General features: G+C 69.0%; 26 protein-coding genes. 9 read left to right on the plus strand and 17 right to left on the minus strand.

What is annotated here, in order from left to right; genetic code table 11:
* Window positions 1–75: 75 nt before the first annotated feature.
* Window positions 76–453, minus strand: a complete 378-nt coding sequence (locus F8568_RS10500) for a hypothetical protein (protein ID WP_151593319.1) — start codon at window positions 451–453, stop codon at window positions 76–78.
* Between the two features lie 542 nt (window positions 454–995).
* Between F8568_RS10500 and F8568_RS10505 the strand changes: the two genes are divergently transcribed.
* Window positions 996–1,181 (plus strand): hypothetical protein, encoded by a 186-nt coding sequence (locus F8568_RS10505; protein WP_151593320.1) that lies wholly within the window; start codon window positions 996–998, stop codon window positions 1,179–1,181.
* On the opposite strand, the gene F8568_RS10510 is transcribed toward F8568_RS10505, so the two are convergent.
* Both F8568_RS10510 and F8568_RS49470 read right to left on the minus strand, forming a co-directional pair.
* The gene (locus tag F8568_RS10510; protein WP_151593321.1) at window positions 1,178–1,432 is read right to left on the minus strand and encodes a hypothetical protein; all 255 of its coding nucleotides are present in this window, start codon (window positions 1,430–1,432) and stop codon (window positions 1,178–1,180) included. The genes F8568_RS10505 and F8568_RS10510 overlap by 4 nt on opposite strands.
* Window positions 1,429–1,563 (minus strand): hypothetical protein, encoded by a 135-nt coding sequence (locus F8568_RS49470; RefSeq protein ID WP_268896210.1) that lies wholly within the window; start codon window positions 1,561–1,563, stop codon window positions 1,429–1,431. Before F8568_RS49470 ends, F8568_RS10510 begins: the two co-directional genes overlap by 4 nt.
* A gap of 235 nt (window positions 1,564–1,798) precedes the next feature.
* Here F8568_RS49470 and F8568_RS10515 point away from each other — a divergent pair, with 235 nt between their 5' ends.
* From F8568_RS10515 to F8568_RS10530, 4 genes are all read left to right on the plus strand, one after another.
* Window positions 1,799–2,536, plus strand: coding sequence for a Scr1 family TA system antitoxin-like transcriptional regulator (locus F8568_RS10515; RefSeq protein ID WP_151593322.1), 738 nt, complete (start codon window positions 1,799–1,801; stop codon window positions 2,534–2,536).
* A gap of 270 nt (window positions 2,537–2,806) precedes the next feature.
* On the plus strand, window positions 2,807–3,445 hold the full coding sequence (locus tag F8568_RS10520; RefSeq protein WP_151593323.1) for a hypothetical protein: 639 nt from the start codon (window positions 2,807–2,809) through the stop codon (window positions 3,443–3,445).
* An 834-nt stretch (window positions 3,446–4,279) separates the two neighbouring features.
* Window positions 4,280–5,620 carry an MFS transporter gene (locus F8568_RS10525; RefSeq protein ID WP_202124742.1) on the plus strand — a complete coding sequence of 447 codons (1,341 nt, stop codon included), beginning with the start codon at window positions 4,280–4,282 and terminating at the stop codon, window positions 5,618–5,620.
* A 196-nt stretch (window positions 5,621–5,816) separates the two neighbouring features.
* Window positions 5,817–6,707: an RNA ligase family protein gene (locus F8568_RS10530; RefSeq protein ID WP_160573567.1), complete on the plus strand. Its 891-nt coding sequence runs from the start codon at window positions 5,817–5,819 to the stop codon at window positions 6,705–6,707.
* Between the two features lie 299 nt (window positions 6,708–7,006).
* Here F8568_RS10530 and F8568_RS10535 read toward each other — a convergent pair whose 3' ends face one another.
* The 4 genes from F8568_RS10535 to F8568_RS10550 all read right to left on the minus strand — a co-directional run bounded on the left by F8568_RS10535 (window position 7,007) and on the right by F8568_RS10550 (window position 9,963).
* Window positions 7,007–7,714 carry an MBL fold metallo-hydrolase gene (locus F8568_RS10535; RefSeq protein ID WP_151593325.1) on the minus strand — a complete coding sequence of 236 codons (708 nt, stop codon included), beginning with the start codon at window positions 7,712–7,714 and terminating at the stop codon, window positions 7,007–7,009.
* 93 nt (window positions 7,715–7,807) lie between these two features.
* Window positions 7,808–7,963 (minus strand): hypothetical protein, encoded by a 156-nt coding sequence (locus F8568_RS10540; RefSeq protein WP_160573568.1) that lies wholly within the window; start codon window positions 7,961–7,963, stop codon window positions 7,808–7,810.
* Window positions 7,964–8,143: 180 nt separating this feature from the next.
* Window positions 8,144–9,025 (minus strand): acetate uptake transporter family protein, encoded by an 882-nt coding sequence (locus F8568_RS10545; RefSeq protein WP_151593326.1) that lies wholly within the window; start codon window positions 9,023–9,025, stop codon window positions 8,144–8,146.
* Window positions 9,026–9,216: 191 nt separating this feature from the next.
* Window positions 9,217–9,963 (minus strand): polysaccharide deacetylase family protein, encoded by a 747-nt coding sequence (locus tag F8568_RS10550; RefSeq protein WP_328600813.1) that lies wholly within the window; start codon window positions 9,961–9,963, stop codon window positions 9,217–9,219.
* A 64-nt stretch (window positions 9,964–10,027) separates the two neighbouring features.
* Between F8568_RS10550 and F8568_RS10555 the strand changes: the two genes are divergently transcribed.
* The gene (locus tag F8568_RS10555) at window positions 10,028–11,092 is read left to right on the plus strand and encodes an MGDG synthase family glycosyltransferase (protein WP_236008582.1); all 1,065 of its coding nucleotides are present in this window, start codon (window positions 10,028–10,030) and stop codon (window positions 11,090–11,092) included.
* Here F8568_RS10555 and F8568_RS10560 read toward each other — a convergent pair.
* Complete coding sequence (locus F8568_RS10560) at window positions 11,046–11,942, minus strand: DMT family transporter (RefSeq protein WP_151593329.1); 897 nt, start codon at window positions 11,940–11,942, stop codon at window positions 11,046–11,048. The genes F8568_RS10555 and F8568_RS10560 overlap by 47 nt on opposite strands.
* Window positions 11,942–12,817, minus strand: coding sequence for a DMT family transporter (locus tag F8568_RS10565; RefSeq protein ID WP_160573569.1), 876 nt, complete (start codon window positions 12,815–12,817; stop codon window positions 11,942–11,944). Before F8568_RS10565 ends, F8568_RS10560 begins: the two co-directional genes overlap by 1 nt.
* Window positions 12,818–13,027: 210 nt before the next feature.
* Between F8568_RS10565 and F8568_RS10570 the strand changes: the two genes are divergently transcribed.
* A complete protein-coding gene (locus F8568_RS10570; protein ID WP_151593331.1) occupies window positions 13,028–14,386 on the plus strand; it encodes an alpha/beta hydrolase family protein in 1,359 nt (452 codons plus the stop codon).
* A gap of 55 nt (window positions 14,387–14,441) precedes the next feature.
* Here the strand turns inward: F8568_RS10570 and sigJ are convergent, their stop codons facing one another.
* Window positions 14,442–15,350 (minus strand): RNA polymerase sigma factor SigJ, encoded by a 909-nt coding sequence (sigJ, locus tag F8568_RS10575; protein WP_151593332.1) that lies wholly within the window; start codon window positions 15,348–15,350, stop codon window positions 14,442–14,444.
* Between the two features lie 178 nt (window positions 15,351–15,528).
* Here sigJ and F8568_RS10580 point away from each other — a divergent pair, with 178 nt between their 5' ends.
* The gene (locus tag F8568_RS10580) at window positions 15,529–16,191 is read left to right on the plus strand and encodes a hemerythrin domain-containing protein (RefSeq protein WP_151593333.1); all 663 of its coding nucleotides are present in this window, start codon (window positions 15,529–15,531) and stop codon (window positions 16,189–16,191) included.
* 9 nt (window positions 16,192–16,200) lie between these two features.
* Entirely contained in the window at window positions 16,201–17,679 is a 1,479-nt protein-coding gene (locus F8568_RS10585) for an MFS transporter (RefSeq protein ID WP_151593334.1), read from the plus strand.
* On the opposite strand, the gene F8568_RS10590 is transcribed toward F8568_RS10585, so the two are convergent.
* From F8568_RS10590 to F8568_RS10620, 7 genes are all read right to left on the minus strand, one after another.
* The gene (locus tag F8568_RS10590; RefSeq protein ID WP_151593335.1) at window positions 17,672–18,961 is read right to left on the minus strand and encodes an MFS transporter; all 1,290 of its coding nucleotides are present in this window, start codon (window positions 18,959–18,961) and stop codon (window positions 17,672–17,674) included. The two genes, F8568_RS10585 and F8568_RS10590, sit on opposite strands and share 8 nt — an antisense overlap.
* Window positions 18,940–20,100, minus strand: a complete 1,161-nt coding sequence (locus F8568_RS10595) for a glycosyltransferase family 4 protein (RefSeq protein ID WP_151593336.1) — start codon at window positions 20,098–20,100, stop codon at window positions 18,940–18,942. Before F8568_RS10595 ends, F8568_RS10590 begins: the two co-directional genes overlap by 22 nt.
* A 526-nt stretch (window positions 20,101–20,626) precedes the next feature.
* Complete coding sequence (locus tag F8568_RS10600) at window positions 20,627–20,920, minus strand: WXG100 family type VII secretion target (RefSeq protein ID WP_151593337.1); 294 nt, start codon at window positions 20,918–20,920, stop codon at window positions 20,627–20,629.
* A gap of 18 nt (window positions 20,921–20,938) precedes the next feature.
* Window positions 20,939–22,189, minus strand: a complete 1,251-nt coding sequence (locus tag F8568_RS10605) for a DUF6317 family protein (protein ID WP_236008583.1) — start codon at window positions 22,187–22,189, stop codon at window positions 20,939–20,941.
* Window positions 22,190–22,204: 15 nt separating this feature from the next.
* Entirely contained in the window at window positions 22,205–23,512 is a 1,308-nt protein-coding gene (locus tag F8568_RS10610; RefSeq protein WP_151593339.1) for an outer membrane protein assembly factor BamB family protein, read from the minus strand.
* Between the two features lie 13 nt (window positions 23,513–23,525).
* Window positions 23,526–24,800, minus strand: a complete 1,275-nt coding sequence (locus F8568_RS10615; RefSeq protein WP_328600814.1) for a S8 family serine peptidase — start codon at window positions 24,798–24,800, stop codon at window positions 23,526–23,528.
* 1,358 nt (window positions 24,801–26,158) lie between these two features.
* The gene (locus F8568_RS10620) at window positions 26,159–26,611 is read right to left on the minus strand and encodes a hypothetical protein (protein WP_160573571.1); all 453 of its coding nucleotides are present in this window, start codon (window positions 26,609–26,611) and stop codon (window positions 26,159–26,161) included.
* Between the last annotated feature and the right edge of the window lie 155 nt (window positions 26,612–26,766).

Consider the following 26,766-nt stretch of genomic DNA (forward strand, 5'->3'; position numbering starts at 1 on the left):
CCCCCCGCGGGCCGCCCCCCCGGGGTGGGTTGGTGGGGGGGCCGGGGGGGGGGCCCCCCCCCCCCCCCCACGGCTCTAGTCCAGCTTCGCGAGCCTGCCGACATAGCCGGTCCACCAGTGGCGCGCGTCGACGACGGCGGCCCGGTGTTCGGCGGGAAGGTCCGTGAGCAGGAGCGCGTCCATCCGTTCGAGCACCTCGTCGGCCTCACTGCGCAGCTCGGCGTGCAGCCTGTCGGACTCCCCGGCCACCTCCCGGACGACGCGAGGGTCGGGCCGCTCGCTCGACGGCGCCGGCGCTCCCCGTCCCGCTCCCGCGATGGCGAACTCGCCGGTGCTCACGGCCCGCGCGGCCGCCGCCGACGACCACCGGTTGGCCTCCCGCAACCGTTCCATGTGCCTTTCGATCATCTCCTCCAGCTCGGCCGGCAGTTCGGCGGAAGTGCTCTCGGACACGCTGACCCTTCAGCTCGCAGCCGTGTGCTCGCACCGCGGCCGGCTCCGGCCCGCGGCGGCTCGCCGTGACGTCGTCCACACCACCGGCGCGCCGTGATCGAGTTCCGCCGGTGCGGGGAGACCGGTAAATAATGATCTTGGTGAATGGCGCCGGACGCACCACAGGGCGGCACGTGTTCGGATTCGGCATGAACGACTCCACCGCCCCACCCCAGTAAGCCCCCGAGCAAACCCGCCCGATCACCCCTCCCGCGAAATCGCCCTCCGATTGAGGCCGGCTGGGCAAGACTCCTTTGGAACGCGGCGACACGACGTCCGCGAGCGGATCTCCCGATATTCTGGCTCTCGATGACGGATCTTTCGCCGTCATCGGGGTCGGCATTACAGATCGACTCGGCACGAATCCGCTGGAAGATGCGCGTTGCGCGCCGAACGAGCGCATAGTTCACACAAGCGCGCCACCCTGACTGCGCATCGACCACCCGCATGGGCCCTGGACGGCGGCGAACGCGTTTCGCTGGAGGAGTTCCAACGGACGTTCGGTGAGGCATGGCCACGGATCGACCGGCGATTTCTCCGGAGACGGGCCCGCCGGCTACCAGGTCGGCGGCTGGATCACGCGGGTCCCAGCGACGCTGGACGCTCTCGCGAAGATCGTCGATGACCTGCGTGCCGAGGGCACGCCGGTGACGGACGCCGAGTTCTCCCCGGGTGCCTCCGGTCGTTAGGCCGATCTGCTGACCGGCGTCCGGCCATCGCGCGTCCGTGAAGTGCGCTCGGGTACTCGTCCTCCAAGGGTGCGGTGATAGGAGCGGTGAGAGTCGGGCCGTCCCGATCTGCTCGGCTTGGGGTCGGGCAGGCCGCGATGCTTGCCGACGTAGCCGTTGTCGGCGAACTCCATGCTGACGACGAGGACGAGCATCCAAACGGCGAGGATCGCGATAAGCGTGACGCCGGTGATGGCGAGCGCGAAGATCACAGGGCGTCCTCGATCTTGCGCTGTTCCGCCAGGGCCTCGCTGAGCAAGTCGAAGGTGTCCTCGACGAGAGTGGCGCACAGGCCGTAGTAGATCTCCTGCTCGGTGAGAGGCCGGCCGAGGCGCGTTGCCACGAGGCACTCCATTCCCTGCGGCCGGCGGATGTGCCAGGCGGGGTACGCCTCCTGAAGCTGTGCGCGTTGCTGCTCGTTCATGGACGGGGGCTTCCTGTGCTCGGTCCGAATTTCGTCGGACGAGCGTGACAGGGTCGGGTTACTCTCAGCTACGAACCGACTACCCCCCAGTCGGCACCCCGACCAGACGGCCTGACACCCCCGAAGCACCCGCCTGACACCCGGGAGGCACCCGATGGCACCCGCGAGCGACGCCAACCCGTCCGTTCATCAGGAAGTGTTCGTCAGCGAGCTGTGCGCCAGGCGTGAGGCGGCCAAGCTCTCCCGCAACAAGCTCGCCGCGGCGCTCGGCTGCACTCCGCAGTGGCTCGCCAAGGTCGAAAAATTCGAGAAGCCGCCGTCGGAGGGGCTCGCCGATGACCTCGACACTCGCTTTCAGACCGGCGGCATGTTCCGCCGTATCTGGGAGCGCCATGTGGAGGCTCGGAAGCGGTGTCTCATTCCCAGCGCCGTACGACCGCTAGTCGAAGCGGAGAAGGAGGCGCACCAGATCAACATCTTCGAGCCCCTGCTCGTCACCGGACTATTGCAAACCGAAGAATATGCGCGTTTCGTGTTTAGTTCCGGCACCCGTCTTCGACGTGATCAGGTCCACTGCTCTATCAGCGGCGGCGTCCGCAGAGCTGATCCGTACGATCATGGAGGACACGTGAGTACGTTCGACCGGTCATCCCTGCGCTGGCGCAAGAGCAGCAGAAGCGGCTCCGAGGGGGGCACGTGCGTTGAGGTGGCCTCTTGGCGGAAGAGTTCTCGCAGTGACAGCGAGGGCGGAGCGTGCGTTGAGGTGGCCGGAGTGGCGGTGGCGGTGGCTCTGCGGGACTCGAAGGACCCAGGCGGCCCTTTGCTGGCGTTGGGGTGCGGGGCGTTCAGGGTACTGGTGAGCGACATCCGCGCGGGCCGCTACGACCGGTGACCGGCGGACCGGGCGGCGTCCAGCCTCTCTGGCCGTTGCGGTCGGCTGCCGAGCGGTGGTGAGGACCGGGCGTGCGGACGGCCCCCTGGGGACGAGCTCAGGAACACCCTCCGCCGGCCGGTCCGGCAGGACGCTGCCCGCCGCGTCGTGGCGAAGCGGGGCGGGAGGGCATCGGGGAAGGTGCACGAGCCGTACCCTCGCCGCGCGTCGACTGAGATAGGAAATCACTGTGGCGCGGCCTTCAGCCCGGCTCCGGTAGGGACTGGCCAGATGCGTGAATCGCCATCGACGTGCCCGGACGCACCGGGGAGTTCGAGCCTTTGTTCCGCTTCGAGTAGAAAAGATCTCATCGCCGCCCTGCGCGATCCGGATGTCGAGCGGTTCATCGAGAACTCCACATCGCTGTGGGAGGCGGACGCGCACCGTGTGGGTGTGGCCGCCCGAACGATGCAGACGCAGGTCCGCCTGCACCTGCCCGCCCTTCCCCGTGAGTTGCTCGCCGAAGGCGCCGTGCCGGACGTCTACGAACGAGTGCGCGTCCAGGCGCTCGTCCGGTCCGCCGAGATCGCCATGGCCACGATCGACGCGGCCTACGACGCGCACTTCTCGATGCTGGTGGGCGGGACCAAGCTGAGACGTGACCCCTCCCGGTTGCACTACCTGCGCAGTGCCAGGAGCGACACGACGTTCGAGTTCGGCATCTTCGCGCCAGGGGCGGCCATGCCGATCGCTTATGCGGCGTTCTCCCCCGTCGACCGCCGGTACATGCTCGATGCCCTGCGCGCCGTGGGCGTGCGCGCCGGACATCAGGAGATCCTCGTGCTCACCCGCATGCACGGCCTGCCCGGCGTTCCGCACACAGCCGACGTTGCCCGTCGCACCCGTGACCAAGAACATCTTTTCCCCTAGATCTCTCGCGCCGGCGAGCCGGGACATCGGAGGCGGCACCAAGACGACCCCCAGCGGACCAGCCCAAGCAGGCACTCCGGACCCTGGCGTCGATGTCGTGCTGTTGGCGCCTTCCTCTCGCTCGCATGTCACACACAGCCGGGCTGTCTCGTCTCGGGTCGCGAAGACGGCTTGGAGAAAGACCCTTCCTGCAGCAAGGAGCCAACCTTGAGCCAGCAGGCCACGAGCCAAAAGACCACACTGGGCTGCGACCGCCGGCGGCGTCGTGGGCTGCTCGTTCGCACGAACGCGCACCCGGCCCCAGGAGGAGGCACACTGGCCGCCGAAACGCCCCCCGCCGATAGGTCGGCACGGGTTTTTCGGCGGGCTGCCGCAGGGCCGAGGCGGTGCTCGCGTCTGGACGGTACGCCGAACTGGCCGCTTCCGGGTTCACTTAAGAAGCAGAAGAAGATCTCCCCCTTCCTCCATGCTCATACTCAAATTCAACTTTCGTTCAATGCATAGGGAATGGTCGCAGGACGTCCCTTCCAAATCGCCATGGGGGCTCATCCCCATGAGAACTCGGATGAAGTTTGGAGGTGAGGCGAGATGGGCAACGGCCAGAACTGGATTCCCAAGAACTGGATCCCGTAGAATGGTGTTCCCGGTTTGAGTCCGGGGTATCTGATCTCAGCCGCCATTACTGAGATCTGATGTCGGTCCGGCGCGGTACCCGAAGGGCCGCGCCGGACCGGCGATGAGCCATGCGTAACCGATCCACCACCGCCTTCGCTGGAACGACCGGCGGGCCTCCGATCGGCCCGGTCCCTGCCGCGTCGGCCGAGCAGGCATGTCGTGCGGACGGCCACCATGCAACGTTGCCCCCACAATGAACCGGGCATCAGACAAAGGAAAGCGAACATCATTCCCATGGTTGCGAATTCCTCACCGCATGCAGAATCGGAAAATTCGGTGACCGACCCTCCGGGCAGGGAAGGCGCCAGGGCCGGATACGGTGCCGTGTTCGCGGTCAAAGAATTCCGAGCCGTCTTCGCAGCCCATCTCCTGTCGGTGCTGGGCGGCGTCCTGGCCGAGGTCTCGCTGGCCGTCCTGGTCTTCCGACACACCGGCTCGGCGCCGCTGACGGCTCTCGTCTTCGCCCTCGGCTTCCTGCCCTACGCGCTCAGCGGGATCGTGCTGTCCGGTATCGCCGACCGGTACCCGCCCCGCCGTGTGCTGGTCGCCTGCGACCTGCTGTCGGCGTGCTGCGTGGCACTGATGGCCGTCCCGGCGACCCCGTTGGCGGCCCTGTTCCCTCTCCGTCTCGCCGTCGCGATGATCGCGCCGCTGTTCACCGGCACCCGGGCGGCGAGCCTCACCGACATCCTGACGGGGGACCGATACGTCCTCGGCCGCTCGTTGATCCGGATCGTCTCGCAGAGCTCCCAGATCATCGGTTACGGGCTGGGCGGCCTGTTGCTGGCGTGGGTGGAGCCGCGCACCGCCCTGCGCGTCACCGTCCTGACGTTCATCGGCTCGGCCCTGCTGCTGCGCCTGGGCACCCGTGCCCGTCCCGCCCGGGAGCTCCGAAGCGGAAGCATGGCGCGTGACTCGATCGCCTCCACCGGACGGCTGCTCGCCGATGCCCGAGTCCGTTCGCTGCTGCTGATGTGGTGGGTTCCACCGATGTTCTTCGTCGTCGCCGAAGGGGTCGCTGCCCCCTTCGCCGACGCCTGCGGGGCCGGCTCGGCCGGCTTCGGGCTGTTCCTGGCGGCGATGCCCGCCGGCACGGTGGTGAGCGAGGCACTGATCGGCAGCCTGCTCGGCTCTGCCGCCCGTGACCGCCTCGCGCTGCCGCTCATGACCGTGTCGTTGCTGCCGATGATCGCCTTCGTGGTTCGGCCCCCGTTGCCGCTCGCAGTCGGATTTATGCTGCTCACCGGACTGTGCGCCGGGTACACGCTGGGCATCGACAGATGGTTCGTCCAAGCGGTGGCAGAGAACGTGAGAGGACGGGCGATGTCGTTGCTGGGCGCCGGCATCATGACCTTCCAGGGTCTCGGCATGGCCGCTGGCGGCGCCGTCGCCGCAGCGGTCCCGCCGTACAGGGTGATCTGCGCGGCCGGCCTGCTGGGAACGGTGAGCGTTCTCGGTGTGCGGCGCTCGGTGCGCAGACACCATTTCCGCTCGGGATGACTTCGGTCCCCAAAGGGAAGCCTCTGAACTGAGCGTTTGAAAATAAGTTGATCTCCAGATGGGCGTCGGAGAAGCTGCCCGCCAGAGTGCCCCGGCCGGGCAGCGGGGCGTCCGTGCACGGAACGGAGGTCAGGCCGTGTGGTATCCGAAAATCCCGCAGCGGTTCGGCGACGGGTCGTTGCCCGGCGGGAGCTGGGTGGCCGAGGAGAAGGTGCACGGCGCCCATCTCGCGTTGGTCAGCAATGGCCGGACGGCGCGGGCCGCCGGACGGCGCGGGCTGCTGGACGAGGATCGGCTTGAGGCGTTCTTCGGGGTGACGCGGCTGTGGCCGGTACTGGCGACAGCGGCGGCGGCAGCGGCCCGGGCGGCCGGACAGGACGTGATCTTGTATGGGGAACTGGCCGGCGGAGGCTATCCACACCCGCAGGTACCGCCGGTCGAGGACATCGGCCCAGTACAGACCGGCGTATGGTATAGCCCTGACCTGGTGTGGCTGGCGTTCGACGGCACCGTCGGCACATCGTCAGGACCACGTTGGATGAGCCGCGCAGAACTGGCGGAACTGGTGGCCAGTGTCGGCTTGGAGTGCGTGCCGCTGGTGGGTCAAGGCCATCGGCGAAAGCTGAGAGAGCTGACGGTCGACTTCCCAACGCTGGTGCCCGGAGCGCTGGGTCTTCCCGAGCTACCCGGTAACCGCGCCGAAGGTTACGTCCTCAAGCCCGCCGGATCCTGGGATACGAGCGAACGGGGACCACGGCCGGTAGTGAAGGTCAAGCACCCCGACTTCGCCGAGGACGCCCGCTACAACGGCGCCCGACCGTTCGTGCCGCCGCCCGGCGGGGTGACGGGAGTACCGGCCTGGCTGCTGGCCGCTGCGGTCGAGCGGCTCACCCCGCCACGAGTGGACGCGGCCCGCAGCAAACTCGGCCCAGCCGCCGAAACCGCCGAGTTGGCTGCTGAGGTGGTGGCTGACCTGCTCGCCGACCTTGAGGACGACTTGGGCGGCCTACCCGAACCCGACCGCCAACGCCTGGACGCCGCGCTCACGCCTGCAGCCCGCATGTTGGCCACACTTCAAGACCGCTGAGCCGGCCCTGCTCAACCGACGCACCACCCCACAGCGATGTGAACAGGTTCTTGGGCGGAGAACGAGGTCCCCGCAGATCAACCGCTCCCTCGGCAGGGCGGAACCGCGCCGCAGAGCCCACCTTTCACCCATGCATCTCCATGACACCGTCACTGAATCTCATCGACATCACCGCCCCGGCTCCCTGGCAGCCGTCGGGCAAACCAGCGAATAAACGTGGGTGCGGTCTTCGTCAGTGAGCAAGTTGATCAAGTGGTGAGGTCGTAGCCCTCCTGGTCGCAGGATCGGCGCGGAGCGAGTCAGGCGTTGCGGACGGCGGCCGCCACCTCGGACGGGGAGGTCTGCCAGGGGGTGCCGTGGCCCGGGAGGACCCAGGACGCGTCCAGGCCGGCGATGCGGTCGAGGGACGCGAGGGCCTCGGCCGGGTCGTCGGTGAACGGCGCGGGCTGCGGGCCGGTGCGTCCGGTGAGGACGTGACGGGTGGTCAGGGCGTCGCCGACGAAGAGCGCGCCGGCGGCCGGGACGTGCACGCCGACGCTGCCGGGGGAGTGGCCGGGCATGCCGACGATCACCGGGCTGCCGGGCAGGTCCAGGACGTCGCCGTCGGCGACCTCGGTCACCTCGGCGACGTGCCGGGTGCGCAGGCCGTTCTTGCTGATCGAGTAGCCGAAGAAGCCGAGCGTCGGGCCGAGGCGCATGGGGCCGATCGGGGTCTTCGGCTTCTCGCCGGTGCGGGCGCGGGCGGCGTCGGCGGAGTGCACGTACACCGGGACGCCGTGGTCGCGGCGCAGGCGTTCGGCGAAGCCGATGTGGTCGGAGTCGCCGTGGGTGAGGACGAGTCCGCGGATGTCGTCGGCGGACTTGCCGAGGGCCTTCAGTTCGCGCTGCAGGTCGTGCCAGTGGCCGGGCAGGCCCGCGTCGATGAGCGTGATGCCGTCGGGGGTGTCGACGAGGTAGCAGGCGACGATGTCGTTGCCGAGGCGGTGTAGGTTCGGCGCGAGGCGCATGGCTCTCTCCCGGAGACGTGGTGCAGTGATGGCTAAGCTATTTGCCGAACTGGCTAATGTCAATAGCTTTCGCCGCCGCGTCCGGGAGCGCGGTCAGATGTAGGCGTGCCGGGTGCGGACGTGCTCGCGGAGGGCGTGCAGTTCGAGCAGGGCCTCGTCGCAGTGGTCGCAGACCCAGACCCCGCTGGGGACCGAGAGCTTCCGCCTGGCCGCGTCGTCCCGCGCGCATGCCAGGTGGTAGGCCTGCACGGCCCGTCGCCACGTCCTCCGAAACGCCGATCGCATCCCGCCCCCTCCAAGCGCCGGTGGAATGACGCCCAGGATAGGCGAGCGGGAAGGTAAAACTTCCGCGAGCTGGGTAAAGTCTCCGTCCATGCCCGTGCCCCGGCCCCTTGCCCGGGGACGGGGCGCGGCACGGAGCGCCGGGGATCACTGACCGATCTTGACGCCCGGCTCGCCGTAGCGGTACTCCAGCGGACGCCTGGCGCGGCGTCCGGGGATGTTCTGGCCTCCCCGGAACGCGAAGAGCGGCAGGATCGTCCGGCCGAAGCTGTTCTCGAGCATCAGCGCGGCCGCCGTGTACACGGCGATCCCCGCGGCGATGACGAACAGCCAGCCTCCGACGCGGATGGGCCAGGTCGAGCCCGCCCAGAATCCCGCGGCGGTGAACCCCGCTCCCGCGGCGAGCGGCCACAGGACCGCGGACATGGCCAGGTTCTTGCCCATCGCGGCCAGCGCGCACACTCCGGTGATCACGCAGAGCGCGATGAACCAGAAGGCGAAGCCCTGGTTGGTCACCCCGATCCGGGGCACCAGCGCCAGCGGGTAGGCCCCCACGCTGACGAGCAGGAACAGCAGTCCCCAGCCGATCCAGAACGCGCCCCACATGCCGTGTACGGCGGTGGCGAGTCCGTCCCGGGCCCGGTAGGACCACATGCCGGCGAGGAACTGGGCCAGTCCCCCGAAGGTCAGCACGAACGGGAACAGCACCAGCGGCGTGAGCGCCGAGCCGTACCAGTCCGCCTGCCAGGCGCCGACCATCATGAACGCGCCGGCGAGGCCGAACAGTCCGAGGATCGACGGCGCCGCGATCGGCGTCAGGGAGATCCGCGTACGGTCCTCCCAGAGAGCGAACTGCTCGCGCTCCATCGCACCCTCCCTGGGTGCGGCGGACGCGGCGGGGACGCCACGGCCGGCGGGCATGTCGTGCGCGGGCATGTCGTGCTCGTGCTCGTGCCCGGGGCCCGTCATCGGCGTGCCCTCGCCGGGAGCCGGCGAGTCCCTTCCTGTGGACCTTCTGCGATCCCTCATGACATCTCCTCCCCCATAGGAGAATCTCCCTCAGCGTCTTGTAACCGTGAATCAGGAGGTGAAACGCACAAAAGCGGCAAACGTGACGGCGGGGAATGCGGGCCACATACCTGCGGCACCCAGGGGCAGAAGAGTCCGTGTGACAGGGGCGCCAGAAGACGCGGCCGCGAGGCCGGGGGGAAGCACGGCCGTCAGGCCGGGATCCCGTGATCGCGCAGCGGGCCCACGGTGAGCCCGGCGGCCCGGCACACCCCCACCACGTTCGGCAGCGCCCCCAGCGACGACTTCCACGCCCCCGGCGCGGACGTGACGTCGCTGTCGTGCAGCAGCAGCGTCGCTCCGCCGACGAGGCCGGGCGACAGCGCCGCCAGCACCGACTCGGGCGTCGCGGACGCCGTCCAGTCCCGTCCCCACGCCGACCACAGGATCGGCCGCAGCCCGTTGCGGCGCGCCGCCACCAGCGCCTCCGCGCTCAGCGCCCCGTACGGCGGCCGGTACCAGCGGGGCCGCACCCCGCACACCGCCTCGACGGCCCGGACCGTCCGGGCGATCTCCGCCGCGACCCGCCCGGGCCTGGCGAGCAGCGCGTTGCCGTGGTTCCAGCCGTGCACGCCGAGCTCGTGGCCCTCGGCCGCGATGCGCCGTCCGACGTCCGGGTGGCGGCGCAGCATCGAGCCGAGGACGAAGAACGTCGCGCGGCAGCCGAGCCGGGCCAGCTCGTCGAGGAACAGCGGCGTCGACGCGCCGTCCGGGCCGTCGTCCAGCGTCAGCGCGACGTGGTCGGGGAAGCCGCGGCCGGCGATCCGGGGCGTGCAGCGGCGGACCGGCGCGAGCCAGGTCACCGCCGGCAGGGCGTGCGCCAGCAGCACCGCGCCGAGCCCGGCGGCGGGACCGGCCGCCGCCGCGGCGACGCGGCGCGCCCGGATATGTGTGTGCACATGACCATCTTGCACAGGGGGGTCCCATCTAATGGGCAAGCGACTCTTAATTCTCACAGCGGGCATGGGGGCGGGGCACGACGCGGTCGCCGGGGAACTGGAACGGCGGGTCGCCCCGCACGGCGTCGAGGTCTCCGTGGTCGACGTCCTGGACCTCGTGCCGCTGCGGCTGGGCCGCGGCCTGCGCCGCGCCTACGCGGGCGCGATCCGGTCCGCGCCGTGGCTCTACGCCGCGGTCTACCGGGCGTTCTTCGTCTCCCGGCGGCCAGGGCCGCTGCGCCCGCCGCCGCCCTCGCCGCTGACCGCGCTGATCGCCGCGCGGCTGCACCACCGTGTCCGCGAACTGCCGCCGGACGCGGTCGTGTCGACGTTCCACGTCGCCGCGCAGGCCGCCGGGCGGCTGCGCCGGGCCGGGGGGCTGGACGCGCCGTCCCTGGTGCTGCTCACCGACTTCGCCGTCCACCGGATGTGGCTGCATCCCGGCAACGACCGCTACCTCTGCCCGGACAAGGCGGCGGCGCGGGCGGTGACGGCCGCGACGGGACGTCCCGCGAGCACGTGCGCGCCGCTCGTCCCGCCGGAGTTCCGCCGCCCGGACGCCCGGGACGGCCGCGCGCGGCTCCGCGAGGTGTCCGGGGCGGGTCCGGACGAGCGGGTCGTGCTGATCTCGGCGGGCGCGTGGGGCGTCGGGCGGGTGGTGGAGGCGGCGGGCGTGCTGGCGGCGTCCGGACGGTACCGGCCGGTCGTGCTGTGCGGCCGGAACGGGCACCTGCGCCGGCGGATCCTCGGCACCGGGCTCGCCCCCGCCCTCGGCTGGCGCGACGACGTCCCGCGGCTGATGGCGGGCGCGTACGCGCTGGTCGACAACGCCGCCGGGATGATGTGCCGGGAGGCGTTCGCGTGCGGGCTGCCGGTGATCTCCTACCGGCCGATCCCCGGGCACGGGCGCGACGGGGCGCGGGCCATGGCGCGCGGCGGCCTCAGCGTCTACGCGCACTCGCCCGCCGAGCTGGTGCAGGCGCTGGACCGGCTGGAGGACGGCGCGCTGCGCCGCACCCGCGCCGCCCGGGTCGACGCGCTGTTCAGCGCCGAACCCGCCGAGCAGGCGGTGTGCGCGGCGCTCGGCTGACGGTGTGCTGCTCGTGCAGCACGGGGGAGCGGGCGATCCCGATGCTGCCGACCAGGATCAGCGCGATGCCGGCGAGCTCCATCGCGACCCAGCCGCCGGTGCGGATGTGCTCGTCGAACAGGCCGAGGCCGAGGCAGATGCTCGCGACCGGGTCGGTCACCGTCAGCGCGGGCTGGACCACGACGAGGGTGCCGCTGGCCAGCGCCATCTGCAGCAGGATCAGGCTGGCGACGCCCGTCGCGACCATCGCGTACAGCTCCCAGGACGCGAAGGCGGCGCCGAGCCCGGAGTCGGTGATGACCTGCGTGGCCGTCTTCATGTAGGCGGCGGTCAGCGCGAACCCCAGCGAGGTCGTCACGCCCAGCAGGACGGCGCGCAGCGGCCCGCTGAAGATCCAGGCCGCCGCGATCAGGCCGGCGGCGAGGCCCGCCGTCACGCCGGTGGCGACCGCCCAGCCGAGCGGCCCGGGGCGTCCCGGCCCCTCCGACGGCGACGCGGCGGTGAGCAGCGCCGCGAGCCCGACGGTGAGCGCGCCGACCGCGGCCCACGGCACCTTGCGGAACGCCCCGGGCATCAGCCAGCCGAGCAGCAGCATCGTGAACGGCAGCTCGGCCGCCAGGAGCGGCTGGACGAGCGCCAGCCCGGCCTTGTCCAGCGCGGCGGCCTGCAGCAGGAACGCGGCGATGAGCGCGCCGATCCCGCCGAGCCAGGCGGGCTTGCGCAGCAGGTCGACGATCAGCAACGGCCGGAACGTGTGCTCGTCGGGCGCGCCCTTGGCGACCTGCCGCTGCAGCACCGACGCGAGCGCGTTGGCGGCGGCGGCGAGGACCGCGAACAGGACCGGGAGCATCAGGCCTGCACCCCGTCCTTGCGCGCGTCCGCGCGGTCGCCGGGTTTGCCCAGGTAGGGGGAGCGGCCGAGGACGACGATCCCGGCGACCATGGCGGCGAGCCCGATCGCCTCCAGCGCCAGGCTGCCCACCGACACCCGGAGCCGCTCCCCGAACACCACGATGCTGAGCGCGATGCCGACGAGCGGCTCGGCCGCCGTCGTCGCGGGCAGCGAGATCCGCAGCGGCGCCGCGTCGAACGCGCTCTGCGAGTACAGCAGCGCGGTCGCCCCGATGAACACCAGGGCGTAGGGCTGCCAGTCCTTGGCCGCCTGCCAGACGCCCTGGTCGAACAGCAGCAGGACGCTGCGGGTCAGCGCGTCCTGCAGCCCGTACAGCAGCCCCGCCGCGCAGGCCAGAGTGATCGCGCGGACCCGCAGGTCGCGGTGCTGGCCGGCGATCGTCAGCAGCCCGACCAGGCCGATCACCACCGCGCCGGCGATCCACCGCGGCGACCAGGTGCTCGGCTCGCCGCCGCCGTGCGGCTCCCCGATCGTCAGGAACAGCGCGACGCCCGCCGTGAACAGCACCGCGCCCTGCCATTCGGCGCGGCCGAGCCGCTCCCGGTAGATCAGGTGCGCGGCGACCAGCGCGAAGATCAGGTTGCTCGCCAGCAGCGGCTCGACCTCGGCGATGTCGGCCATGTTCAGCGCCACCGCGAACAGCACCTGGCCGATGATCATCGTGCCGATGCCGGCCAGCCAGAGCCGGCTGCGGAGCAGGTGCAGCAGCAGCCGCGGGTGCAGCATCTCCTCCAGCGGCTCCCGGTAGGCGGCATGCTGCTGGGCGACGAAGCCGAGCCCGGTGAACGCGGCCGCCACCACGGCGAAGATCATCCCGAGAATGCTCATAGTGGTCGGGCGATCCGCGCCCGGCGCCTCCGGGCCGCGAGCGATCGCGCTGACCCCCTACCCAGGCACGTCTGCTCGAATCGACCCCGCGGGACGGCAGGCGCCGGGGCGGCGGGGCGGCCGGATCCGGTCGCGGTCATTCCACAAACCGACCGGCCGGTATGTACTTGCGGCACGTCCGACCCGGGGAGCCCCATGCGCGTCCGTGCCCTCGCCGCCCTCACCGCCACCGCCCTCGCCGCCACGGCGCTCGCCGCACTGCCGCCCGGCGGGACGGCCCGCGCCGCCGGGACCCCCGGCGACCAGCCGCTGCCGGGCTACACGATCCAGAACCCGCCGCTCGCACCCGTCCAGGTGCACGGCGCCCCGTCCAGGGTCATGCAGGGCGTCCACCGGCACGCCGCCTATGACATCGAGGTGCCGCCGCACTGGAACGGGCGGCTGGCGATGTACGCGCACGGCTACGCCGGGCAGGGCAAGGTGCTGACGGTCGGCCCGCCGCCGTTCGGGCTGCGGCAGCGGCTCCTCGACCAGGGCTACGCGTGGGCCGCGTCGTCCTACTACGACAACGGCTACGACGTGCGGGCGGGCGTCACCGGCACCCGCGACCTCGCCGACCTGTTCGCCGCCAAGGTCGGACGGCCCCGGCAGCGGATCATCCTCGGCGCGTCCATGGGCGGGCACATCATCGGCCGCTCGATCGAGCAGTACCCCGGCTACTACGCCGGCGCGCTGCCGATGTGCGGTGTCCTCGGCGACGACGCCCTGTTCGACTACTTCCTCGACTACAACCTCGTCGCGCAGGACCTGTCCGGCGTCCGCGAGTACCCGGTGACCGCCGCCTACCAGACCACGACCGTGCCGAAGATCGAGCAGGCGCTCGGGCTGACCGGGCTGACCCCCGGCGGCCCCGACACCGCCAACGCGCGCGGCGGGCAGTTCCGCTCGATCATGATCGGCCGGACGGGCGGCCCGCGCCCCGGCGCCGAGCAGGCGTTCGCGTACTGGAAGGACTTCCCGTTCACCCTCGCGACCCCGTCCACGCCCGGCGCCACGCTCGCCGAGTACCCGGGCCAGATCGCGACCAACCTGTTCACCCGCTACGCGCCGGACAGGCCGGTCGAGGTCAACCGCACCGTCCAGCGGGTGCGCGCCGCGAACCCGGCCGCTCGCCTCTCGCACCGGCTGTCGCAGGTCCCCCTGATCAGCGGCCGCCCGAACGTCCCCGTCCTGACCCTGCACGGACTCGGCGACATGTTCGTGCCGTTCTCCATGGAGGAGGTCTACGCGGCCGAGACCGCCCGCAACCACCGGTCGGGGCTGCTCGTCCAGCGGGCGATTCGCACCGCGGAGCACTGCGAGTTCTCCGCGGCCGAGGCCGGCGCCGCCTGGGACGACCTGGTCCGCTGGGTCGACACGGGCCGCCGCCCGGCCGGCGACGTCACGACCAGGCCGTCCGTGGTCGCCCGCCCCGACTACGGCTGCCGGTTCAGCGACCCCGCCGCCTACGCCGCCGGCACCGGCACGCGCCGGCTGTTCCCCGCCTGCCCGTAGGCGGCCGGGGCCGGGACGGTCCGCCGCCGCGGCCCCCGGCGGCGGACCGCGTCTCTCAGCGGTGATCGTCGATGTGGGTGAGCTTGTCCGGATTGGTGACCGCGTAGATGCCGCGGATCCGGTCGCCCTCCGGCTCGAGATCGAGGACCATCACGCCGAACGGCGCGTCGCCGTGGTCGAACAGCACCGCCGACGGGTCGCCGTTGACGGTGCGGTACCGGATGTCCAGCGGCCACCGCTCCCGCCCGGAGCCACCGGTGATCGTCCGGGCGACCCGGTCGGCGCCCTGGATCGGGCGCAGCGCCGCCGGCCGCGCCTTGCCGCCGCCGTCGGTCCACAGCGTCACGTCCGGCGCCAGCATCTCCATCAGATCCTGGATGTCGCCGCCCAGCGCCGCCCGCAGGAACCGCTCCGTCACCTGCCGCTGCACCTTCGGATCCGCCTGGTAGCGGGGACGGCGCGCGTGCACGTGCTCGCGGGCCCGGTGCGCCAGCTGCCGGACGGCCGACGGGCTGCGGTCCAGGATCGCCGCGATCTCGGTGTGCGCGTACCCGAACACCTCGTGCAGGACGAACACCGCCCGCTCCAGCGGCGTCAGCGTCTCCAGCACGACCAGCAGCGCCATCGACACCGCCTCGGTCCGCTCCGCCGACTCCTCCGCGCCCGCGTCGCTGACCAGCGGCTCGGGCAGCCACGGCCCCACGTACGTCTCGCGGCGGCGGCTGATCACCGCCTGCCGGGCCAGCGCGGTGTTCACCGCGATCCGCACCAGGTACGCCCGCGGGTTCTCGATCTCCTCCGCCGCGCCGTCACTGTGCCGGGCCGCCCATGCCAGCCACGTGTCCTGCAGCACGTCCTCGGTGTCGGCGACGCTCCCGAGCATGTTGTAGACGACCGAGAACAGCAGCTCCCGGTGATCGGCGAACACCCGCGTCGCGGTGTCCTCGGCGGTGCCTTCGGGCATGGGTCGACCTCCTGTGCGCTCACCCCCTAGAGGGACCGCACCCCCCGAAGTGTGACATCCCCCAGCGAACTGTGATGTGGGCCTCATCCCGGGCGCCCGGTGTCACACTCGCCGGCCCGGCGTCCCTCTTCTCTCGCAAGACCGGGTCGATCCCGGCACGACACAAGGGGGCCACCTCATGAGCCGCACCACCGAACCGGGCGCGCGGACGCGATCCGTCCCGCCCGAGCGCATCGACGTCTCGTTCATGTACGCCGTCCACGACGCCTTCCAACGCGACCTCGACCGGCTCATCGCCATGGCCGAGGCCGGAGACGTCCCCGGCCCCGCGCTCCGCGCAGGCTGGGACCGCTTCAGCACGTTCCTGCACGTCCACCACACCGCCGAGGACACGCATCTGTGGCCCGTCCTGCAAGGCCGGGTCGCCGACACCGCCGTCCTCGAGCAGATGGAGGACGAGCACAACGCCCTCGACCTTCTGCTGGACGGCGTCGAGGCCGCGATCAACGCGTCCGCGCCCGCCGAGGTCCTCGCCGCGCGCGCTTCGGAACTCGCGCAGGGCCTCACCGCGCACTGCGACCACGAGGAGGAGCTGGCGCTGCCGCTCGTCCAGAAACTGCTGACCGAGAAGGAATGGGACGCCTTCGGCGCCGAGCAGCGCGCCAGGCTCGGCATCAGCGGCGCCGCCGCCTTCTTCCCCTGGCTGCTCGACGGCGCCGAGGACGACACGCGCCGCAAGGTCCTCGGCATCGTCCCGCCGCCCGTCCGGCTGCTGTACCGGGCCCTCTGGCGGCCCCGCTACGAACGCGCGCCCCGCTGGCGGACGCCGGCGAGCGCCTGAGAACTGGAGATGATGATGGCGACCACGGACGCCCGCCCGTCCTTCCTCGCGACCGGGCGCGGCAAGATCACCCTGACACTGCTGTGCGCGATCGCGTTCCTGGACTTCATCGACGCCTCGATCGTCAACGTGGCGCTGCCCGCGATGCGCAAGGACCTGGACTTCTCCGTCCAGAACCTGCAGTGGGTACCGTCCGGATACCTGCTCACCTACGGCGGTTTCATGCTGCTCGGCGGCCGCCTCTCCGACCTGCTCGGCCGCCGCCGCATCGTCGTCGCCGGGACCGTCCTGTTCTCGCTGTCCTCGGTGACCGGCGGCCTCGCGCAGAGCTCCGGGATGCTGGTCGGCGCCCGCTTCGCGCAGGGCATCGGCGCGGCGCTGATGCTGCCCGGCACCCTGTCGATCCTCACCACGACGTTCAAGGAGGGCGGCGACCGCGCCAAGGCGCTCGGCGTGTGGGGCGGCGTCGCCGGCGGCGCGTCCGCCGCGGGCGTGCTGCTCGGCGGGCTGCTCACCGACGGGCCCGGCTGGCGCTGGGTGATGCTCGTGAACGTGCCGGTCTGCGTGATCGTGATCGCGGGGCTGTTCCTGCTGGTCGAGGGCGACCGGCGGAGCGCCCGGTTCGCCGACTTCGACCTCCTCGGCGCCGTCCTCGTCACCGCCGGGATGCTGCTGCTCGTCTACACCATCGTCAAGGCGCCGGACGTCGGCTGGGGCGCGGCCCGCACCATCGGCGGCCTCGCCGGCGCCGCGATGATCCTGCTGGCGTTCCTGCTCAACGAGCAGCGCGGCCGCAACCCGCTGCTGCCCCTGTCGATCTTCCGGATCCGCGGGCTCGGCGCCGCCGACGTCGCGATGCTGGTCGCCGTCGCCGGGATCGGCTCGATGTTCTTCTTCCTCAGCCTCTACATGGAGAACGTCCTCGGCTACTCGCCGATGAAGACCGGCTCGGCCTACCTGCCGCTCTGCTTCGGCGTCGGCATCGCCGCCGGGATCGCGTCCCAGCTGCTCGCCCGGATCGGCACCCGCCCCGTGATCGTCGCCGGGCTGCTGCTCGCGGGCGCCGGCGTCTACTGGCTGTCCCGCATCCCGGTGGACGGCGCGTACCTCACCGACCTGCTGCCCGGCCTCATGATCGCCTCGATCGGGCTCGGCCTGGCGTTCGTGTCGATCACCACGGCCGCCAACGCCAACGTCGCCCCGGACCAGGCGGGCATCGCCGCGGCGCTGCTCAACGCCTCGCAGCAGCTCGGCGGCGCGCTCGGCCTCGCGATCTTCTCCGCCCTCGCCACCGCCCGCACCCACGACCTCGTCGCCGACCGCAAGCCCATGCCGGACGCGCTGACCGGCGGGTTCTCCCGCGCCCTGCTCGCCTGCAGCATCTTCCTCGCCGCCGCCGCGGTCGTCGCGCTGCGCGCCGCCAACACCCGCGGCGAGGCCGAGCAGCCGCTGCAGGACGCGCCGTCCGCACCCGTCCCGGTCAAGTAGCGGCCGGCTCCCGCCCCCCCGGGGCACGGATCAGGAAGGTGCCGGCCAGCACCACCAGGCCGGACAGCATCAGCACGAACTGCGCCGGGACCATGCCGAGCGGACGCCCGCCGGCCTCCTTCAGGAGGTCGGCGGCGCCGCCCGCCAGCAGCGCCGCCAGCGCCAGCCCGAACCGCAGCACCGCGTGGAACGCGGTGAGCGCCAGGTTCCGGTCCACCCCGCCGAGGCTCTCCTGCAGGTAGGTGATCCCGCCGACCAGCGCGCTCGTCGCCGCCGCGCCGAACAGCACCGCCCCGGCGAACGACCACGACTTGGACGCCAGCCCGCCCATCGACGCGATCACCACCCCCTGCACCGCCGTAGCCACCCTGACCTGCGTCAGCAGGCTGCCCGTCTTGCGGTGCAGGAGCAGCAGCCCCACGACCGCCCCCACCCCGAAGCACACCACCAGCGCGCCGAACCCGATCTGCCCCGCGTTGATCACACCCTTCACGAACACCACGCCCAGCGAGAACAGCGCGCCGAGCCCCAGCGCCACCACCACGATCCCCGGCAGCACGCTCCGCACCACCCGCAGCCTCAGCGCGCTGAAGAAGCCGTGCTTCTCGCCCGCCTCCCGCTCGTCCCGCTCCATCGCGAGCCTCTCGCCCGGCCCCGGCCCGAGGTCCGGGATCGCCTGCACCGCCAGCCACGACGCCAGGTACGTCAGCGCGTCCAGCCAGAACACCAGCACGTACCGCCAGTGGCCGCCCCACCCCGCCTGCTCCGATATCCACAGGATCAGCCCGAACGCCCCCGCGCCGAACGGGATCATCCCGTACGACGTCGCCATCGTGATCCCGTTCGCCAGCTCCAGCGTCCCGGTGTCGTGGTCGTCCTTGCCCTCCTCGCGGTCCTCCCCGATCAGGAACGGGATCGCCGCGTCCCGGGCCGGCAGGAACATCAGCCCCACCACCTCGATCATGAACGCCCAGAAGTACACCCACCACAGCCCCGCCACGACCGGCAGCGCCACCGCCATCCCCGCCCTGACCAGGTCGGACGTCAGCATCACCCTGCGCCGCCGCCACCGCGTCACCACCCGCGCCGCCACCGGCGCACCCAGCGCGGACGGCAGCAGCCGCAGCACCAGCACCCCGCCGACCGCCGTCGTCGACCCGCTCAGCTCCAGCACGAAGTACATCAGCGCGAGCGTGCCCATCCAGTCGCCGAGCGCCGACACGGTCTGGCCGATGATCAGCCGCCGGAAGTCCGGCCGGGTCAGCTGCTCCTTGAGCGCCATGCGGGTTCCATCCACGGGGTCCGGCGGCGGATGGGGCCGTCGCCCAGCAGCGCCGCGAGCCGCGCCGCGGCGGCATCCCAGCTCCACCGCCCGCACGCCCACTCCCGCCCGGCCGCGCCCAGCTCCGCCGCACGCCGGGGCTGTGCCAGCAGCCTGTGCAGCGCGAGCGCCAGCTCGTCCGGCTCCGACGCGTCGACCAGTATCCCCGTTGTTCCGTCCACCAGCGCCTCCGGGCTGCCGCCCGACCGGCCCACCACGACCGGCAGCCCCGCCGCGGACGCCTCCAGCACCGAGAGCCCGAGCCCCTCGGTCTGCAACCCGCGCCGGTCGTCCCGGCACGGCAGCGTGAACACGTCGGCGGCCGCGTAGTAGAAGGGCAGGTCCGCGGGCGCCACCGTGCCGGCCAGCGTGACCGTCCCTCCCGCCTCCCGCGCCAGCTCCGCGAGCCGCGACCGCATCGGCCCGTCCCCGACGATCACCAACCGCGCGTCCGGCGTCCTGCGGACCACGTCCCGCCACGCCCGCAGCAGCACGTCATGCCCTTTCCTGCGCACCAGCCGCGCCACGCTCAGCACCACCGGCCCGTCCCCGAGCCCGTGCCGCCGCCGGATCCGCGCCCCATCCAGCCCCGGCCGGAACCGCCCCGTGTCCACCGCCCCCGCCATCTGCACCAGCCGCGCCCGGTCCCCGACCACCTCCCTCAGCCCCGGAAGCGTCCCCTTGCTGAGATACGTCAGCACGTCGAACGACCGGGCCGCCGCCCGCAGCGCCGCCCTCGTCGGCGGCGCCCGGAACCACCCCAGCTCCTGCCCGTGCGTCGACCCGACGACCCGCCCCACCCCCGCGGCCCGCACCAGCGGCGCGTAAAGCCCGAACGGCGCCACGGCCGTGATCCACGCCGCGTCCGCCCCGTACCGCGCGACGAGCCGCCGCAGCCCACGGCACAGCAGGTACCCGTGCCGCCGCACAACGGGGAAGTCCAGCTGCTCATCGAACCCGGCCGCCCCGGCCCGCGCCGGCGCGACGACCACCACCCGGTCGGCGGGCAGCCGCCGCACCAGCTCCCACGTGAACGTCTGGACCCCGCCCGGCTCCGGCGGAAAGTGCCCCCCGAGCACCAGCGTCCGCGGTATCTCCATGCGCAACCAACTTCCCGCCCCAGCGCCCCCCAACCGAAGATCCCCCCACAATCCCGCCCCACGCCACCGCATACCCCTAGCTCCCCCAAAGCCGCTCCAGGCCCGCCCCCGTCCCAGCCTGCGATGCCCACCAACAAGCCCCCCGACCCGCGCCCGCACCCAATGACCGTCACCGAGCCCGCAGTCGCTACCGCGTGCTTCTTCTACACATCCGCTGCACCAGAACCGAATGGTTTTTAACGCCGCTTATACTTTTCAGCGACTAGCCCCCACGCTCGATACCACCTTGGCGGGTCCCTTTTTGCACTGCTAATGCCCCCGCCATGTCCCGCCTGAAGCGAAAGGTTCGTCCTCGCGTCGTACCAGGACTGTCTGCCTCGCATGGCCGACCTCACTACTGCCGATGGCGAGGTTATCGACAGCTCGCGCGCATTCGGGTGGCCGGGACTCCGAGTTCCCGGTAGGGCTGGTTACTGCGAGGCGGGGTTACAATGGTGCATCTTATGGTATATGAGTATAGGGACGCCTAACCGGGCCAATTCCGTGCGACTTGGTCATCGGCTGCTTTCAAGATTACATGGGAACGGCCGATAAGAACGCGTAGATCGTTGAGCCAGGCGTGCATAAGGCGACTTGCCGCCATCCATTCATCATGTCTCAGTCGATAAAACTCCTGAGCGTCGCCAGACCATTCACTTAACGATATCTTTAGATCGCGATCAAGTGCAGTGAGCACCTTATCATATTCATTCACCGCGGTGGTGAAGCCGGCGTAGGCGTTCTGGAACCCGGCGTACTTCGCTGAAAGTTCGTCACTCACGATGCCATCCGCCTCATCTCAACGACCCTCTTTTCCAGATATCAGTGTCATAATGCCTTCGACGATCGGAGCAGCTACTACCGCCCAGGGGCCCGTGCTGGCGACTTTCTGCAGAGCCCACTTCCCGCCAGCGACCCAATCCATCTGAAGGCCGCCTTGGTCACCGGCCTGAGCCTGTTTCTGTAAAGCACCGAGATCATCCACATACCTTTGTAGCTTATTTCCTTGGTCGGCGTTCAGATCGGTTGTGTGGTATATACCGCTGTTGTCGGTCCGGTAGCTCTCCAGGATGCCGTAGGCCAGCTTATAGTACTCGTTTACGTTCTTCGTGACTCGATCTCGTGCCTGCTTAGCGTAGCCCTTGACTTCGTGGTAGACGCTATTCAGGGTTCTCAGTGCGTCTCGATAATCGATTGCCCTGTTCGAGGTTACTACGAAATCATCACCATCACACTCAACTCTGCATCCGGCGTCGACAAGCGGTTGTGCATACGTTTCGAGTTGTCCTTGCCATCCATAGAGGTCCCAGGCAAGACCCATGACATCAGTTGAAAAACTTTCGGCGATCTTTTGCTGGAGCACTTGCATGTTGGCCGCATCCCACGAAAAGGCCCGCGCGAAATTGGTCGCACCCGTGCCGTTCCATTCACCTGATCCGCGAAGCAGTCTGCGTACGGAGGAGACAAGGTCCTCAGTCACTGGTGACGTCTGATTTGAGAACGCAGAGAGCTGGACGCCCAAATTGCTTAATCCTGCGATATCACCGCCAATCCAAGGGTCGCCCCCTCCTCCTTCAGGCCTTACTTGGGCGCCGCCTGTGTAGTAGCGCCAGTATTGCAGCGAACCCACTGATGGAAGCGTCTGAGTCGGCAAACTCGCCGGCGGCAACGGCTTAGGCCGCATCTTTCCGAGCTCTGGGATCTCCATGACGGTTCCGGCTGGCTGTCCTTTGGGTGGGTTTCGAAGAGCAGGTTTGCTGAAGACGTTGTTGAGAATCGCGTCTATAATATCGCTCTCCGCCGTCGAGTATGACCGATGTGAATCGGCCAGCTTGAAGGCATGCTGGTCGATCACGTCGGCGATGATGTTATGCGCTCCACCCATCGCATGAAGCGCGAGTGCCATGGTGCGATCAAGTATCTCACTGCCACTACGCGGCACCGGAAATCCCTCATCGGGCATCAGGCTCTCATAAGTGCTCGCAGATTGAGCAAAGGTCTTGGCAGTGCTAATGAGAGCTGGATAAAAGACGGAAAATCCTTCTGTCATCGTTTCGTCCCTGTTTCAGCTGAGCCGAGTAACCGTGGTCGAATTGGTTTGACGATCTCCGGTCGACAGGCCTGCAACGTAGAGTGAGCCAGCGGCAACTGCCAACCACGATGGAGAAGCCACCCTCGTGTTCGAAACAGTTACCTCTTGCGTTGAAGAGGTCTGGACATCAGTGACGGCGAACACGCCTGGTGTAGTTGACAGATATATTCTGGCGCCATCGAAAGCGATCAGGGCCCGAGAATCTCCTGACAGGTCGGATCGCTCGTCGAAGTGGGTTGTATGCCCATTGGTGAGGTCGATCACTGACTGGCCGACCTTGTTTTGCCCGAATACAAAATAAGAAACCCAGGCTTTGTTATCGGCAGTCAATATAGGAGGGAGAAAGCTGTAGTTCGAGGCGGATAGGTACTTGACGTTAGCTATATTGCCCCCGGTCGGCGTCATGATTTTTACCTGCTGAGAGTCCGTTATCGACGTCGTGCCATCGACCGCTACACCATTAATGTAAGTTGCGGGAAAATTGTTCGACTGGACATTGTCGTTCGCGGGCGCCGCATAACGCCAGACAACTTTACTAGTGTCCATATTGAACAGCAAAAGATAGCTTTTAGTGTTGCACTTCACCGGCATAGCTAGGTAGTGCCCGCCGACCCAGGCACCCTGATGGTTCTGGCCTATTCCTCGCGCCAGGCGTGTTGTATCCGGGGTACAGCCCATCAGGAGTTGTGGGGTGAGGCGCCAGCGAGTTTTTCCGCTTCGGGCATCCACTCCCAGTATTTCGGATTCTCCGTCAGTTGCAGGTGCCTGCAGCACTGGTACTGTTTCCGTCGTCATCGAGGCGCGCGGAGTGTCCGTGGCAAGGGTTCCAAGAATTTTGCGCCGCCAGAGTACCTTACCGGTAGCTGCCTCGACTCCATACCAATCTCCTTGCTCAGTAACAACGAGAACCACGTTACTGCTTACTTCGTAAGATCTTATGTGAGTCCTTTCTGTGGTTTGCCACCGAAGTTCCCCAGACCGGGCATCGAACGATTGAATTCCGGTGCGGGATCCAAGAATCAGCACCCCGGCAACCAGATCAAAAGACGGATTCTTGAGCTTGCTGGTGATCCGCCAGGCCGGGCTCCAGTGTGCTGGGGCAGGGCCGCCGGGTGTGAGTTGCGGAAGTGATGTCAAATGCGGTTTCGTCGTAGAGATGGGTTCCGAACTTGATGCGCCTCCGCTGCACCCGGCAATACAATTAATCAGAATAACGGTGGCCAGAATAATTTTTGCTCGGGTTCGTTTCATCTTCTCTTGAGAGTAGAGTATGTTGAACAAGAGATGTGATACCTTAATTTGGGAATCTTCGTTTCCTCGCGAAGTTGAAAATCAGGCCGCCTAGTAGCGTCGTAAATGCGATTGCCGCGACGCCTAGAATAAGTCTGATATTCATGTTATAAATATCATGTGATGTCGATTTTGGTGGAACGTGGTGTGCCGAAGTATTGGGCGAGTTGCTGGCATTCATTTCGCTCTCGTTGCCTGGTGTTGTCATGGTGCTGTTGTAGACTGGGTTTGGCGCGGTTCTTGAGACGTTGGCGGTTAGGGCCTTGTAGGGGATCAGGGCGCCGTAGCCGGTCTTGTTGTCCCAACCCTTGGGGCCTACGTCTCTAGCGGTGGCCAGCATGCGCTGCACGATCTCGCGGCCTGACATGGCAGGGAAGCGGGACCTCATCAGCGCGACCACCCCGGACGTGAGTGCCGTTGCTGAGCTTGTTCCATTAACCCCCGGGGTAAACGCTCCCGCCCGGCCGATGGACCCTACGGATACTCCCGGGGCTGCGAGCATGACATTCGGTCCTGGAGTTGATTTCTGCCATGGCGAGAGATGGGCGTCAAGCGCTCCTACGGCGAGCACTCCCGGGCAGTTGGCGGGGGCGCCTGTGGTGATGTCCTCCGGCTCGTTGCCTGCGGCGGCGACCAGGACGACGTCATGCTGGATGGCGTAGTCAACGGCCGATCGTATGGCGTCGGGACAGCTTTCGGCTGGCATACCTACGGACAAGTTGATCACTTTAGCGCCGTGATCGACGGCATAGCGAATATCTCTGGCGAAGCCAACGGTCGAGTCGATGATGGGGAGGATGCGGCTCTTCGGTGCAATGCCGACCATCCGGTCACTCGAACCTTGAGCTGCAATCAGAGCAGCCATGCCGGTACCGTGCCCCCCGTCTTTGGTGTCCGAGTCTACGCGGCCGTCACCGTTCGGTACGTTGTCGCCCCCAGTGCCCGGCAGGACGACGCTCCTCAGCCCTGGGAGCCGTGCCTCCACGCCCGTGTCGATCAAACCCACGGTAACGCCGTTGCCTTGGGTGAGGGGCCAGACCTTCTCGGTTATCTGCCAAGCGTCGAACCACCACTCTTCGGGACGCGGCTTGGGCGCCGCCTGCGCTGGAGGGCAGTCGAGAGTGAGGAGAGCCAAAGCCAAGGCCGAAGCTGCGATGCCTCGTGCCCCTCGAGCCCTCCGCGCATGCGGGTTAGTTGCCATGTTGTGCGTCCCCGGAGGATCGATCAGGCTTGCCGATGACCCGTGGGGAGACGGCCGTTTCGTCCCTCCACAGGTCATCGTCCTCGGCGAGGGAGACGTCTCTTGATCGTTCACCGCTCACACCGCCGCCTCCGATGCCTCCCGTCATGGGGAGGCCAGTCCCGACGGTCTCGCGACGAACCTCGTTCATCGGTATGCCCGTGGCGTCTGTGCCGGGCCGCAGGACCCCATTGCGCAAGACACCGCCTGCCGGCATTTGCCGTGGTCCCCCCGCAGTGCCGTAGGAGCCCAACGGTTCTTCACCTATGCCTCCCAGGCTCTTGAAACCGGTGCTGCCGAGGACCCCGCGAGGCATCATGCGGTTCGGCCCCAGTCTGCCGCCCTCGTGCAGTCCTGGATCCGCCGACTGCGGAGGATGAGGCAAACCGCGCACCTGCTTCCCCGGAACCGGACGTGGCGAAGAGCTTTGACCGGTCGGCGGCAAAGGCACTCCGACCCCGATGCCGCGGGGAATACCTCCCGGAGCGAGGCCCTTCCCACCGGTCGCAGGCGGTGTCGGCGACGTTGATTCAGGCGCGCCTCCGGGCTGCTCGCCGAAGGCGGGGGTGGCCCCTTCCAGGTCTGAGGGATTGTGAGCAGGTGAAGGCGCGGGAGACGAGGCCACCGGCTCTCCGGTGAGAACTCCTATGGTCTTTGGACTCGAAGGGCTCACGGATTTGAGAGACGATTGCGGTGTCGTGGTCCTTGCTCCTGGAGACCCTGCGGTGTCGAGGGAGGGGATGCCGCCGGTTGTCCCGCCCCCTCCCGTTGGCCCACCTGGCGTTCCTGCCAGCTGAGAACCTCCGCTGTAGGGAATCTCGTTTTTGTTGTCGGTAACCTCGAGGGCGAGGGTGGCGGGGATTTGGTTGAAGGCTGAGGCTAGGGACGTGTTGGTTTTGGCCAGGGCCTCTTGGGCGGCTTTTGTGTCGGCTGGGGAGGCGGCGGCTTCGCCGATGAGGCCTGGCAGGGCGCCTGCGGGGCCGGACGGTGGCGGAAGCTGGGGCGGGTTTCGCAGGGCGGCGGCGCCGCTCTGCATTGCCGTGCCGAACTGGCCGCTCGCCTTGGCGAGGGTGGCGGCGTTCTCGGTGAGCTGCTTGAGCTCGGAAGTGCCGGCCTGCTGGGCGTCACCGTCCCAGATCTGGGTCAGGCGTTTGGTGTGCTGGCCGAGCCGCTGTTCGAGGTCCTGGAGGGCGCTCTGCAGTTTGGTGTACGCCTGCTGGAGCCCTTCCAGGTCGGCAGGTTTGGCGTTCGCGAAGAAGGACTTGATGGTCAGGTAGTCGTACTGGGCCGGGTCACCGTGGCCGAGGGAGCCGGGGCGGATGCCGTGCTCGTACGGGTGGAGTGTCAAAGCCGCTCGCCTCCTGTCGGTGCAACGGTTGCTCGGTACGAGGTGTGGGTTACCAAGGGGTCACGTTCGTCGGCGTCGGGGTTCGGGACGCTTCCTTTGCTCCTTCTTCTGCCTTGCCGTAGGTCTTCGCGGAGTTCTCGACCCGGCCGGCTGTCGCCTTGGCGACCTGTACGTAGAGGTCGAGGACGCCGAGCATGTTGGTGTGGGCGGTGTTGACCTTGGACGCGAGTTGTTGCGCCACGTCCCAGTCGCCGACCTGGTGTACCTGGATCTTGAGGGCTTGGACGGCCTGCTCTACGGACTCGATGTCGGCGCGCATCTCGTCGGCGACCTTGAGGAGTTCGCGACGGCGGACCTCGTACCCGCCGGCGCCCCGGGCCGGGGTGCCGGCGGCCGGTGGCGTCGTAGGGGAGCTGTTGGTGGGGGAGGGGTCGGCCAAGGGAGCGCCGTGGGGGTAGAGGAGTTGGTTGAGGTCGTTGGTGGTGGGGTCTTGGGGAGGCATGGTGGTCCTTACCTGCGGGTCAGGCGCTCCACATGGCGGTGTTCTGGCGTTCGGCGCCGAGGTGGATGTCGTGGGATTCGCCGATGACCTTGCTCATGCCGGAGACGGCGGTGGCCATGCGCTGGGCGGCGAGTTTCCATTCGCGGGATTTCTGC

Source organism: Actinomadura physcomitrii (assembly GCF_008923205.2).
In the GTDB taxonomy this organism is placed as follows: Bacteria; Actinomycetota; Actinomycetes; order Streptosporangiales; family Streptosporangiaceae; genus Spirillospora; species Spirillospora physcomitrii.

Coding starts and splice junctions, on each gene's coding strand:
- F8568_RS10515 (WP_151593322.1), top strand. CDS start 1,799: ATGGCACCCGCGAGCGACGCCAACCCGTCCGTTCATCAGGAAGTGTTC.
- F8568_RS10520 (WP_151593323.1), top strand. CDS start 2,807: ATGCGTGAATCGCCATCGACGTGCCCGGACGCACCGGGGAGTTCGAGC.
- F8568_RS10535 (WP_151593325.1), bottom strand. CDS start 7,714: ATGCGCCTCGCGCCGAACCTACACCGCCTCGGCAACGACATCGTCGCC.
- F8568_RS10545 (WP_151593326.1), bottom strand. CDS start 9,025: ATGAGGGATCGCAGAAGGTCCACAGGAAGGGACTCGCCGGCTCCCGGC.
- F8568_RS10555 (WP_236008582.1), top strand. CDS start 10,028: ATGGGGGCGGGGCACGACGCGGTCGCCGGGGAACTGGAACGGCGGGTC.
- F8568_RS10560 (WP_151593329.1), bottom strand. CDS start 11,942: ATGCTCCCGGTCCTGTTCGCGGTCCTCGCCGCCGCCGCCAACGCGCTC.
- F8568_RS10565 (WP_160573569.1), bottom strand. CDS start 12,817: ATGATCTTCGCCGTGGTGGCGGCCGCGTTCACCGGGCTCGGCTTCGTC.
- F8568_RS10570 (WP_151593331.1), top strand. CDS start 13,028: ATGCGCGTCCGTGCCCTCGCCGCCCTCACCGCCACCGCCCTCGCCGCC.
- sigJ (WP_151593332.1), bottom strand. CDS start 15,350: ATGCCCGAAGGCACCGCCGAGGACACCGCGACGCGGGTGTTCGCCGAT.
- F8568_RS10580 (WP_151593333.1), top strand. CDS start 15,529: ATGAGCCGCACCACCGAACCGGGCGCGCGGACGCGATCCGTCCCGCCC.
- F8568_RS10585 (WP_151593334.1), top strand. CDS start 16,201: ATGATGATGGCGACCACGGACGCCCGCCCGTCCTTCCTCGCGACCGGG.
- F8568_RS10590 (WP_151593335.1), bottom strand. CDS start 18,961: ATGGCGCTCAAGGAGCAGCTGACCCGGCCGGACTTCCGGCGGCTGATC.
- F8568_RS10595 (WP_151593336.1), bottom strand. CDS start 20,100: ATGGAGATACCGCGGACGCTGGTGCTCGGGGGGCACTTTCCGCCGGAG.
- F8568_RS10605 (WP_236008583.1), bottom strand. CDS start 22,189: ATGACAGAAGGATTTTCCGTCTTTTATCCAGCTCTCATTAGCACTGCC.
- F8568_RS10615 (WP_328600814.1), bottom strand. CDS start 24,800: ATGACCTGTGGAGGGACGAAACGGCCGTCTCCCCACGGGTCATCGGCA.
- F8568_RS10620 (WP_160573571.1), bottom strand. CDS start 26,611: ATGCCTCCCCAAGACCCCACCACCAACGACCTCAACCAACTCCTCTAC.